At 67.6% G+C, this 12,025-nt stretch carries 9 protein-coding genes and 1 pseudogene; 4 read left to right on the top strand and 6 right to left on the bottom strand.

Features of this window, described 5'->3' with window-relative positions; genetic code table 11:
* Positions 1-14: 14 nt before the first annotated feature.
* The 4 genes from ACPXY0_RS11450 to ACPXY0_RS11435 form a co-directional block, all read right to left on the bottom strand.
* Positions 15-806 (bottom strand): hypothetical protein, encoded by a 792-nt coding sequence (locus tag ACPXY0_RS11450; RefSeq protein ID WP_423924652.1) that lies wholly within the window; start codon positions 804-806, stop codon positions 15-17.
* A 15-nt stretch (positions 807-821) separates the two neighbouring features.
* On the bottom strand, positions 822-1,319 hold the full coding sequence (locus ACPXY0_RS11445; RefSeq protein WP_423924651.1) for an RNA polymerase sigma factor: 498 nt from the start codon (positions 1,317-1,319) through the stop codon (positions 822-824).
* Between the two features lie 56 nt (positions 1,320-1,375).
* Positions 1,376-1,990 carry a hypothetical protein gene (locus ACPXY0_RS11440; RefSeq protein WP_423924650.1) on the bottom strand — a complete coding sequence of 205 codons (615 nt, stop codon included), beginning with the start codon at positions 1,988-1,990 and terminating at the stop codon, positions 1,376-1,378.
* Positions 1,991-2,320: 330 nt separating this feature from the next.
* On the bottom strand, positions 2,321-2,563 hold the full coding sequence (locus ACPXY0_RS11435) for a hypothetical protein (protein WP_423924649.1): 243 nt from the start codon (positions 2,561-2,563) through the stop codon (positions 2,321-2,323).
* Between the two features lie 17 nt (positions 2,564-2,580).
* Here ACPXY0_RS11435 and ACPXY0_RS11430 point away from each other — a divergent pair.
* The 4 genes and pseudogenes from ACPXY0_RS11430 to ACPXY0_RS11415 all read left to right on the top strand — a co-directional run.
* A pseudogene (locus ACPXY0_RS11430) lies at positions 2,581-2,679 on the top strand (hypothetical protein); the annotation flags it as partial.
* A gap of 283 nt (positions 2,680-2,962) precedes the next feature.
* A complete protein-coding gene (locus tag ACPXY0_RS11425) occupies positions 2,963-4,144 on the top strand; it encodes a PAS domain S-box protein (RefSeq protein ID WP_423924648.1) in 1,182 nt (393 codons plus the stop codon).
* A gap of 2 nt (positions 4,145-4,146) precedes the next feature.
* Positions 4,147-4,785 (top strand): response regulator transcription factor, encoded by a 639-nt coding sequence (locus tag ACPXY0_RS11420; RefSeq protein ID WP_423924647.1) that lies wholly within the window; start codon positions 4,147-4,149, stop codon positions 4,783-4,785.
* Positions 4,786-5,282: 497 nt separating this feature from the next.
* Complete coding sequence (locus ACPXY0_RS11415) at positions 5,283-7,085, top strand: hypothetical protein (RefSeq protein ID WP_423924646.1); 1,803 nt, start codon at positions 5,283-5,285, stop codon at positions 7,083-7,085.
* Between the two features lie 814 nt (positions 7,086-7,899).
* Here the strand turns inward: ACPXY0_RS11415 and galK are convergent.
* Together galK and ACPXY0_RS11405 are read right to left on the bottom strand one after the other, a co-directional pair.
* Positions 7,900-10,065: a galactokinase gene (galK, locus tag ACPXY0_RS11410; protein ID WP_423924645.1), complete on the bottom strand. Its 2,166-nt coding sequence runs from the start codon at positions 10,063-10,065 to the stop codon at positions 7,900-7,902.
* Positions 10,062-12,020, bottom strand: a complete 1,959-nt coding sequence (locus ACPXY0_RS11405; RefSeq protein ID WP_423924644.1) for an MGH1-like glycoside hydrolase domain-containing protein — start codon at positions 12,018-12,020, stop codon at positions 10,062-10,064. The genes galK and ACPXY0_RS11405 overlap by 4 nt, the downstream gene beginning before the upstream one ends.
* Positions 12,021-12,025: the final 5 nt, after the last annotated feature.

Below are 12,025 nucleotides of genomic sequence, written 5' to 3'. Positions count from 1 at the left end.
GGTCATAATCGCCCTCAGGCCGCCCGACTATGCGCCAACGCAGGATCCGGGTTGAAGAGTTCCCCCGGACCCTGGCCTGATCTGCCGAAGTCGGCGAGCACTCGGCCGGAGCGATCGTACGCCCGCAGAAAAGGTGCGGCTTCGGTCAGCGCCCAGATCACTTCGCCGGACTCGATGATGTCGCGCACCCCCCACAACGCTTCGCCTTCCTCGAAGGTCGTGACCGCTGAAGGGGCGATCTCGACCTCAACCGCCGCTGTGTCCGGGGGTGTGGGGGCGCATGACCCCATGACGAGCGTGCCGAGGACCAGCAGTGGGAGGATCGGGAGTCGCAGCGTCGATCGTCTGTGAAGGAGCACGCTTGCGAGGGCCGCGAGAGACGCGACTGCGGCGGCCAGGACCGGTGTCGCGACCGCACCCGGAGGTCGGAGGTCGCCGGTTCCACCCATGAGGAGCAGGCCGGAACCGAGCGTCAACGTGCACGTGAGAAAGCCGGAGACCATGCCCAGCCACTCCCGCCACGGAGTTGAGCGAGGAACGCCTCGCGTCTCTCGCTCCAGGGCGCCCATGATGGCGTCCACGCCGGACTCCGAGAGCGGCGAATCGGAGGCCCCGACTTGTCGGATCGAGGCGATCAGGCGCAGCAACTCGAGTGTTTCCTCGTCGGCGTTTCCGTCCGCCGGATCCGCGACCTGTCCTGAATCGCCTGCCACGACAGCCGAGACCAGACGGTCGGTTGCCTCCTTGTCCGGCTCCGCGCGCCCGCCGGTCCGCCCACCCGGTAGCCGTTGCGTCTTCTTGAGCATAGGGGTTCTCCGTCGTCAATGGATCCGTTCGATCAGTTCATCCATTTGGCGCAGCTTCTTGAGGCCCCGATGGATCAGCGAGCGCACCGACACCTCCTTGACAGCCAATATTCCCGCCACTTCGCCAGTGCTCCGACCTTCGAGAATGCGCAGCATGGCGTCCCCCTCCCGCGCCGTGAGCCGGTCAAGCGCCGAGTAGAGGGCGGCCGCCCTCTCCTGGCGTTTCAACTGTTCAGACGGGCCGGGTGTGGGGTCGGGGAGATCGCCGCGCTCGTCAAGGCGGGTCAGGGGGGCGCGGTGCCGCTTGCGCGCCTCCATCCTGCAGACATTCCTGCACACCGTCAGAGCCCACCCGAGAAAGGATCCGGTACCGGAGAAGCGCGCACGCTTCCGGTAGATCCGGATCCAGCAGACCTGCAACAGATCGGCCGCGTGGTCGTCATCCCGGGCGTAGCCACGGATCACTCGCAGCATTCGCGGAGACGTCTCGCGCACCAGATGGCGAAACAGCACGTGGTCTCCCGCATGAAACCGCTCCCGGTCGAAGCCGGTGTTGCCATCGCGGGGTGTCAACGGGCGGACCCGCGATCAGGGCGGACGACGGCGAACAGGATCCCTGCTGCCGCGAGAGGTACGCAGATAGGAAGCACGAACAACAGGCCTCCCCAAACCGCGTCATATCGGACCAATTCGTCGGCCACGGCCGCAGGAATCCAGAAAGTCGCGAACAGGAGTCCGCCCGAAAGCCACCGCGTCGCGTAGCGGGGCCAGGTGGACAACCTGCGGGTCGATCTTCCGGTCAGATCGCCCAGTACTGCCGCCAGCAACACGAACGCCGCGTTCGCCATCGGCACGAACAGCGTCGCCAGAGCGCTCGCCGCTCGCCGCAGATGCCTTGCGGCCTCGTTCCCGATCGCGGCCTCCGCGGCAGCGCGTGCGGACCTCGCGGATTCGAGCACAGCGGTGGGAAACGGCCAGTCGGAGCCGGTCCACTTCGCGAACACGGGCGTGACCAGGGACGGTAGGGCATATGCCGCCATGGCCAGCATCGCGAGCAAGACCCAGTGACGCCGTGGCGAACCGGCAGGTCCCCCGCCGAAGATGCCGCACCCGCTCAGAGCACCGGCGAACACGGCGGGCGGGAGAATCTGGGCCACCATGACGGGGAGACGTCTGGCCAGCATCGCGAAAAAGTCTGCGACCGCATCCGGCCGACCCCAGAAGTGGGTTGCCGAATACGCAAGGTACACCGCGAGAAGAACGATAACCCAGGTCGCGACGCGTCTGGCAAACTCGGATTCCGGCTGCGGACGGGACTTGGTCTCGATCATGTCCACCCCCGTGGCATAAGTGATTCTGCCCGGCCCGGGGCTCGTGCCGAACGCAGTGGTGCTACCACAGGGGATGCAAAATGGACGGTGTCCGTTGCGAAATGCCTTGGCACCGCCCGGATCGGGGGAACCCCCTCTTCACGCCTTGTCGGGCTATCTTCTCACCTGCTCTCGGCTAGCAGGTCACCGTGGCTCCGCCGGACGCTGAGGCCACGAACAGGGCACCGTCCACGACTCCTCCTCGGGGCGCGTAGAAGCGTTCGCCCAGCACGCCCTCTGCCCGGCTCTCCCGGCAGAGCGCGATGGCGCAGCCGCCGAATCCCGCGCCCCCGCCGCGCCCGCATCGAGGGCGACCCGCACGATCTCGTCCAGCGCCGCCGTGCTCACACCGAAGTCGTGGCGCAGGCTGGCGTGCGACGCGTTCATCTCCCCGCATCGATGACATGGCGGTCTCGGAGGTGACGAGCGCAGACGTGCTGGAGATCCTCGCTCCGAATTGGCACGTGAAGCCGCCCGTGGCTCGGCACGTAAGGTGGCGCATGTGGGCGGTGCTGGAATGGGCCGTGGCGATGGAGTTCAGAACGGAAAACCCGCGACCGGATCGGCCCGGTCCTCGGACCCCACGATGTCGTGCAGCACCGGCGGGCCCTGCCGCACCCGCGAGGTGGCGTCGGCCATCGAGACGGTGCGTGCGTCGGGTGTAGGGCCGGTCGTTGCGCTGGCCTTCGAGTTCCTGAGCTACCGCATGCGCCGCCACGCCGATTGCTCCAAGGCCATCCACCTCGGTGCCCCTCGGCACGTCTCCCCGCCTGGAGCGACCGCCTCATGACCGCTCGCACGGCTCATCGCCGCCTTCTCCCGAGGTGTGATACTATCAATGCCCAAAGGTGTGACATTTCGATGCCCACTGACATCCGGGAACCGAAGCCTGATACTCTCCCGGGTTACCTGCTGACGAAACTGCCTTGGACCCGGATTGTCGTGCTTACCGATAGGGACTACAGAGCCGTTTTCGAAGCATCGCCGGACGCGATGCTTATCGTGGATTCGAACGGCGTTATCCGGGACCTCAACCCGCAGGCCATCGCGACGTTCGGATGGAGCCGCGAAGAGATCGAGGGCTCGGGCGTGGAACGGCTGGTTCCCGCGGGCAGCCGCGGTCGGCACCGGCAGCACCGCCGTCACTACAGCGAGGCGCCGCGGGCACGTCCCATGGGACAGGGACTCGAGCTGCTGGCCTTGCGCCGGGACGGTACGACGATCCCGGTCGAGATCAGTCTGAGCCCCTGGAGACTGGCATCGGGGCGGGAACACGTGATCTGCACGGTCCGCGACATAACGGGTTGGAAGCGGATGCGGCAACTGTCCAGGACGATGGTGACGGCCGTCGAGAACGAGCGGAAGAGGCTGTCCCGGGAGTTGCACGACGAGTTCCTGCAGTCTCTCGTGGCTCTGAAGATCAGGGTGAAGCTCCTGGCGTCCGAGTCGGCGGAGGAGGAAAGGGAGCGGGCGCGGGCGCTGATCGCCGACGAAATCCATGACACGATCCAGGGCGTTAAGCGGATGATTCGGGGGCTGCTGCCCCCGGCCCTCGAACACCGGCGGCTTTCTTCCGCCCTCGCCGCCATGTTTCGCGACATCGGCGAGGTGTATGGATTCACGGTCCACGCGAGCCTTGGCCGGGTGGATGGCGATTTGGACGCGGACGCGGCCCTGGCCCTGTACCGGATCGTTCAGGAGGCCGTGACCAACGCCGTGAGGCACGCTGGGGTGAGGGAGGGTACCGTGACGCTCAGATCTGCGGGCGACGTGGTCGTTGCGGAGATCCGCGACGAGGGTCGCGGATTCGAGTTCCATGGTCGCGTCGGCCTCACCAGCATGCATGAACGGGCGGCGCTGGTCGGAGGCGGCATCACCGTGGATACGGCGCCGGGCAAGGGAACCACGATTCGGGCCACAGTGCCGGTCGTGGCTCTGGAAGCCAAGGGGGATTCCGAACGGTGGTGAGGGTGCTCCTCGTCGATGACCACCCGGTGGTGCGTGCCGGCCTGAAGGCTTTGCTCGAGTCAACCGAACAGGTGGAGGTTGTGGGCGAAGCAACGTCCGGCGACGAAGCGGTGGAGAAAGCCCGGACGCTGGAACCGGACATCGTCATCATGGATCTGGCGATGCCCGGGATGGACGGAGTCCATGCGACCCGGCGCATCACCGAACTTGGACTCGAAGCGAAGGTCCTGGTTGTCACGATCCACGACGAGGATGAGTACCTTGTGTCGGCCCTCAACGCCGGCGCGGCGGGCTTTCTGAACAAATCCGCCGCCGACACCGATCTCATCGGAGCCGTGGAAGCCATCGCGCGCGGGCACTCCTACCTGCCCCAGCACGCGGCTGCCCTGCTCGCGCGGCGGAACGCGCAAGGCGCATCGAGCCGCAAGCCGGGATCCGAAGTGCTCTCGTCGCGCGAGCTCATTGCGATCAAGCTGTACGCTAGCGGCTTTTCGGCCAGGGAGACGGGCAAGGAGATGTTTCTCCGTCCAAAGACCGTGGAGGGCTATCTCGCCCGCGCCAAGGCGAAGCTGGACTTGCACACCCGGCGCGACATCGTGCGCTTCGCTCTCGAGGCTGGGCTCCTGGAGGGCGAGCGCTAGGCCGTTCAGCCCCCCGCGCGGGAGGCCCACCAACCCATCCGGCCATCCCACCGTTTCACGGACGACCGCCCGTTCTCCTGGCCGCCTGTGCGACACGACCCCTTCGGGTTGGCCATCGCAGACCCCTCGTGCGGGTCTCGCGTACGGCGTCCGCCGGTAGGGGGTTTTCCCGGTATGGCTTGGGGGTGATTTCCTTCACGAATTGCAGGGTTTTCCCTCTATTGGGGAGTGGCATGCACTGCCGATTATGGAAGTGTCGGTCCGGACCGCCGAAGCGTCTGAACCCGCCCCCAGCGTAGGTCCGCGGGAGTCACGACCACAAGAAGTGATCGCGAAGCTGCGATCTCTCGCCATTTGGACTCGGGAAGCGTGCGCGGCCCGAAACTGAAGCTGAAGCGCAATGAAGTGGGATCTCACAGTCGACGGAGGCGAAGGCGCCGGCTGCACGGCCAGAGTTGTGCGGCCCAACAGTTCACCGTGTACCTTGGGAGGTCAGCATGAAACGCTCGATCATGGCAGTGGCAGGACTCGTGGCGTTGGCAGGTTGTTCGGACGTGGAGGGACCCGATATCGGATCACCTAGCTTTACGCGGCAGCAGGAGGTGCCGACCAATCACGTACGACCAGCTCGCGGTCGATCCGATGCACCCACGGCGGACATGGCTGCCCAGAACTGGTTCAGTATCGAGATCGACGTGGCCGGATCCCTGAAGCCAGCCGACCCCATCAATCTCACGGTGACGTACACGGCAAACTACTCTACGACCGACGCCGATCTACGGGTCACCCTTCCCGAGGTCGAATACGCGAAGTGGACCGAGTGGGGTCAAGCGTACAAAACGCCGATCGGACGTCAGGTGCCAGCCAAGATCGAATCGAGCCGGGGGTTCTCGGTCGGCGGAGAAGTTGCCCAGACGACGAGCTTCTCCACTCCGGTTTCGGGTATCTACCGGATCTACGCCAGTGCCAGATCCGAGAAGGTTAGGCCTGATGAGACGACCGATCGTGTCCGACCGGAAACGCACAAGACCGTGTGGATTCTGGTAGATGAGCAGGGCGGTCGTGTTCTCGATGATTTTGATCCGGATCTCGTCCCCGATGGGTTCCATCCTCAGCCCGGACCATTCCGCGAGGTCGATACGGGAGAACCCAAGCCGGGCCAGGACGGTGGTCTCCTCGCGCAATCCGGAGGTCTCTACAGAGCATCTTCGTGTGGTTCCGACGAGGTCTGCATAACCTTCGTGTACTATGACGAAGACCTGAACGAAACTCGACCGCTACCCGGCGTCCGGTACGAGTATGAGGTGGTCGACGCGCCTGACGGGTTCGAGGATTCCGGCAGTGGGTTCGCTGATTCCGATGGCAGGATAACGGTAAACTGTCCCGTCTACGGTGCCCACGGCGACGGCACCGCGACGTTCCGCGACTCCAAGGTTAGGATCGTACCGCGGTCGGATAACAGCTTTCAGTTCGGAAATGGCGACTGCGGTCAGGAAGTGGCGTACCAGCTTCGGTCTCTCGAGAGCCGCGTGTGGGTGACCTCGTGGCACTCCATCCGGGATTCCGAGACGATGTTCCCGGGACGGCCGATCGTCACCTACAAGGTGAATCCTCCCGTCCAAACCGGCTGCGTTTATCACCCCTCCGAAGATGCGATCGAGCTTGTCGAGAATGACGAGAAGATCTGCATCTGGGGCGGGTACGGGATCTTCGCCGTTGCGCACGAGTACGGCCATGCCATGCATGAGGAGTTGCTAGGCGGTATCGCGTGGTTCGATTCCGACCTTTGTGATGGGCATGAGCCTGACGTCCTGACCGATCTCGGGTGCGCGTACAACGAGGGCTGGGCCAACTACTATGGGATGGCGACTCAGACCACCATTTACGCCGGCTTGATTACACCTGACCCGCGCGTTACCGAGTCGCGCTTCGAGTCCAACTACTACTACGATGCCGGCGAAGACGGGAGTATCGACGAGGGAACGGTAGCGTCGTTCTTCAACGATCTTCTCGATTCGAGCAATGAGGGCCATGACGACATCGATCTGAGCGGTCAGGATCTCTACGAGGTCATGGGCACCTGCCGTGTCAGAGAAGGCAATGTTCTCATCGATCCGAGTGGAATAGATCACCTCATCTGGTGCCTCGAGGCAGAGGTGGATGGGGTGATAACGAGCGGCGACGATTACTTCCCAACCCGCGATCCCCACCCGACTCAGGAGAATCAGTCCGATCATGCCTGGGACGAGGACGACATCCGGACTCTCTGGTTGACCAACCTGTACGGCGGCGGCGGCTGACGCCGGACAGCGAAAGGGGGAGAAAGATGAATACCTGGGGATGTCTCGCTGTAAGCTGTATTGTTGCCGTGGGCTGCGGCACGGATCCGGCGACGCCTTCTCCTCCTTTGGTCTTGCCGCACGGCCAGAGCGAGCTGAACATCGCTGGAGTCGTCACCGATGTTGATGGCCGAGCGGTGTACGATGTCACAGTTGAAGGTTGGGTTGGCAGAGATTGCAAAGGTCCCAGCGCGTGGATCCCGACCGTGAAGACGTTCTCGAACGGCAGATATATCGTGAGGGTCAGGATCGGCATGTCTGGGCGCACCTGGCCGGGCTGTGTGTTCTTGACCTTCACGCCCCCCGAGGATTCCGGGTTGATGCCTGTATCGATCGACAGTATTCCCGCGTTGATCTACGATCGCCTGGATCCGAGGCTCGAGAGGGACACCTTGAAGGTAAATGCGGTGCTGCCGGCCATATCGGACTCGCAATGTGGGGAACGCTCTCGGGCCGTGGCGCGCTCTACGTGGCATCGCCACACCCGCCTTGTGCTGGCAGTCGGTGGAGGGGTTGGAGGCTGCGGGATAGTGGGTTGCGGCTTGATTTCGGGATGCTGACCGGCGATTGGCAGGGTTTCTGTGCTGCCGCCCTCGGTACAAGTACGGTAGTCACCTGACACCCGGCCTCGCCGAGCTCAGCGCTTAGGCTGCGGTCTTCACCCCCTTTCCGGCTGACTTCTTGCGGTTCTGGGGTTTCCAGATCCCTTTCTTTGAAGACTTGATAGGGTGTTCGCCCCCCATGCCGCAGACGGGGGTGCAACCCCTCTATCAGGTCACCGTGCTCCATCAGACGCTGCGGCCACGAACAGCGCGCCGCCGCCGACCCCGCCCCGGGGAGCGTAGAAGCGCTCGCGCAGCGCGGCCATCACGCCTTCCGCCCGGCTCGCCCGGCAGAGCGCGATTGCGCAGCCGCCGAATCCCGCCCCCGTGAGCCGCGCCCCCGCCGCGCCCGCGTCGAGGGCCACCTCTACGATCTCGTCCAGCGCCGCCGTGCTCACGCCGAAATCGTCGCGCAGGCTGGCGTGGGACGCGTTCATCAGCGTGCCGAAGGCGGCCATGTCCTCCCGGTGCAGCGCGGCCTCGGCCTCGATCACGCGGCGGCCCTCCGTCGCCACATGGCGAAAGCGCCGCCACAGCGTGGGCGGCAGCGACCGGCGCGCCCCGGCCAGGAGGGATGCGAACTCGGCCTCGTCGGCCACCACCACTTCCAGCCAGGATGCCCGGCCCAGCCGCTCGAGCGCCTCCGCGCACTGGGCCCGCCGCTCGTTGTACGGCTCGCGCGCCGACCCGGCCTTCTTCGCGCGCGCCAGCGACGACGCGACGACCCACCGCCATCCCTCGGGCACCGGCACCGGCGTCACGCGCAGCGGCCCGAAGTCGATCCTGAGCGCGTGCCCCTTCGCTCCGCAGAGAGACGCCGCCTGGTCCATCCCGCCACCCTGCAACCCGACGAAACGCTCGGCGCGGGCCAGCAGCGCCGCCAGCTCCAGCACCTCCACATGCTTCTCGTTCGCGTGCAACAGGGCCAGCGCCGACGCTACAACGAGGGCGGACGACGACGAGAGCCCCTCCGCCACCGGCACGGTCCCGGCGACGTTCCCCCCAATGCCTCGTCTCAGTTCCACGCCGTGGTCCAGCAACCCCCTGGCGGCGGCCCTCACGTAGTTCGACCAGTGGCCTTGGGGTGCGGGTTCGATCGGCCGGTCCAGGCGAAAGGCGAAGGGGCCATGGTCGGCATCGCCTGTGAGTTCGACCGCCGGTTGGCGCAGCACCTCGAATTCCAGGCGGATGTTCCGCTCGAGCGCCATCGGGAGCACGGAGAGGCCGTTATAGTCGAGGTGCTCCCCGATCAGGTTGATGCGCCCGGGAGCGATCGCGACCCCACGGGGCGGCGCCTGAGGCGGGCGGATGGGCGGGGCCTGCGCGCGCGGGGCCGACTCCGGGGGATCGGGCGGCGTCCGGAGATCGGCGGGATAGGCCCCGGCCGCAGTCAGCTGCCGGAGCGAGGCCGCGGCGCCCGCGCGGTCGCCGGAGAAGGTGAGGCCCATCCAACCCTCGCCCGCGCGCAGAAGGCCGCAGCGCGCCCGTCCGGCGGCGGCCAGGTGGCTCACGGCTTCGGAGAGGTAGAACTCGTCGTCGGCCCCGGGGCAGGCGGCGAGGAAGGCGCGGAAGCGTTCCGCCAGCAGCGGCAGGATCTCGGGGAAGAACCCCCACAGCCCCATGCACGCCTGGCTGTCCGCGTCGACGCGGATCGACGTCCCGGCGGTGGTGGTTCCAGTAACGGCACTGCGCCCGCCGGCGGCGGTGGCTTCGGCGCCGGAACCCGTCCGCGTCGCCTCGCGCTCGAGGCGGAGGTCCAGGCCCTCGGTCATGCGGAGCAGCGTGCCGTCCGGCTTCATTTCGCAGAGGCCGCGCGACACGCCGCCGAAGGCGGACAGGGTGCCGGCCAAGGGGTAGGAGACGGTGAAGGCGCGAACGCCCGGGGGAGGGGCCGCGAGCAAGCGCGCCAGGCTCTCGTAAGCGGCCCGCCCGTAGAAGTCGTCCGCATTGCAGACGGCGAACGGACCCCGGCGGGGCAGGGCGGCCGCCGCGGCCAGCACCGCGAATCCCGTGCCCCAGGGCCGGACGCGCCCGGGCGGGGGGAGCGGCACGAGGTCGGCGTGCGCGAGGCGCTGGCAGGCGAAGGAGAGCGCGACCCCCGCCGCCCGCAGCGGAGCCAGGCGCGCCTCGAACTCGTCGCGATGGCTCTCCCTCACCACGAGTACGAAGCGCCCGAAGCCCGCGCGCAAGGCGTCGTGAATCGCGTATTCGAGCAGCGATGCGCCGCCCGGCCCCACGGGCTCGAGCTGCTTGGCGCGACCGAACCGGGTGGACCGCCCGGCGGCGAGGATCACGAGCGTGGGCCGCTCCGGCCGTTCGGCCGGCTCCGTGCCCTTCATCGCGACAGCTCGACCGTCCGCGCCCGACCCGCCACGCGGAGCTCCTCGATGCGGGCTCGGCCGGTCGCCTGGGCGGCGACGAACGCGGGCAGCCGGGAGCCGATGCGCAATCCGCGCCATGGACAGGCGTCGACGAACTCCTCGATGGCGCCGAGCGCGAACAGCGGCCCCCAGCTCTGGAAGCGGCGGCCCCGCCCCCGCCCGCTGCGCGCGTCGAAGTTCTCCCGGCAGAACCCCGTGCGCCGGCGGTCGGCCAGGAACATGAGCGCTCCCTTCCACGCCAGCTCGCTGGCGAGTTCGTCGAACCCGTAGCGCCGCAATCCCTGCAGCACGAGGTAGTTCATGGGCGGCCAGATGGAACCGCGCCAGTACTGCTGGTCGTCGAACGCGGGGTCATCGCGCGAGATCGTGGGCAGCACCCATTCGCCCCAGAAGCGCGCGGGGTCGCGCAGCACGCCGACCATGCGCCGCGCCCGCCGCGCCGACGGCACGCCGGCAATCAAGGGAAGGAAGTTCGACGACGCCACGCGCGGAGACCGACCCGCAGGCAGCTCGTCCAGGTAGAGCCCGGCGGCCTCGGACCACAACACCCCGTTCATCGCCGCGACGAGGCGGTCGCGCTCGGCCTCCAGCCGTCGCGCGGCCGCCGGGTCGCCCAGGATGCGGGCAATCCGCGACAGGCACTCCAGGTCCAGGGCCCGGTAGCTGCACAGATCGACGGCGGACATGGCAAGGACTTCCCGCCCAGGATCCCATTTCGCCTCTTCCCACAGCGGCAGGTCGTCCTGGCCCGATTCCCACGCCGCGCGCTGATGGCCGTTCGCGCCCACTTCCCACTCCGGGAGTTGCTCGCGCCCCGGAACCAGCTCCGCATCCGAGCCCCACGCCAACAGTCCCGGCGAGAGGCCCTCCCGGCGCGGGCGTCCACGCTTGTCGGCCACCCACCAGTCGCTCCACGCGCGGAGCCCGGGCCAGGCGGCGGCCAGCGCGTCCACATCAGGGCGCGCAAGATGCAGCTTCAGCGCCGCGAAGGACCCGACCGAGGGCTGGGAGCGGTCGGGCGTGCCGCCGAGCCGACTCCTCCAGTTGGGCACGTTCCCGTTCGGGTAGCGCGACTCGAGCCCGGCGAGGAGAACGTCCCAGGCCAGGCGTCCCGACGCGGTGGCGAGCGCGAGGGCGTTGAAGAAGGAATCCCACCCGAAGACCGTCCAGTCGTCGGGAGCCGGCGCGCCCTCCCGTGCGCCGTCCCCCGGCTTCGGAAAAATCCAGCGTCGTCCTGCCGGCGCGTACAGGCGTCCGGTCTCCGGTTGCAGGAGGACGGTCCACATCAGGTTGTCCGCGACGGCTTCGACCAGTCCTTCCGCGGCCCCCGACGAACGCGGACGGCGGCGGTCCCAGTCGGCGCGCGCGTCGTCGATCCAGCGATCCAGCCCCGGGAGAAGGCGTCGGGCGCGGGCCAGGGCGGCAGCGGATCGAGACGGCGCCCCCCTCGGCTCCCAGGCGACCACGGTGGCCGCGCGTCCCCCCGCGCGAGGCCCGAAGGCAGCGGCGATCTCCACGCTTCCAAGCGCCGCGCGCCAGCCGTCGGAAGCTTCCTCCCACCGTGCCTTCCACCCCCACGGATCGTCGCCCACCAGCTCCACCCGGCCCGGCGCGCGCGCCACCGCCCGCAGCGCCACGGCGTCCTCGCGGCGCGACCACTCCAGAGTGAGTGTGCTCTCTCCGGGGCGGGACGCGGGCGACGGCTCGGCGGCGAGGTCGAACTCCATGCGCGCGTAGCATCCGTCCGGCGCGTGGGGACCGACGCGGGCGACCATCCAGTACCAGTCCTCCAACTCGCGGCGCTGGCCTCCGGGAGTCGTGAAGACGAGGCGGAGGCCGATGCCGTCGTCGGGTCCGGCCGCGAACACGAGGCCGGCCCAACGGCGCGCCTCGAAGGCCCCGACGCGCATCATGCCGG

The organism is Candidatus Palauibacter sp., from assembly GCF_965237495.1.
GTDB lineage: Bacteria > Gemmatimonadota > Gemmatimonadetes > Palauibacterales > Palauibacteraceae > Palauibacter.
This window is presented reverse-complemented; position numbering and strand designations above follow the sequence as displayed.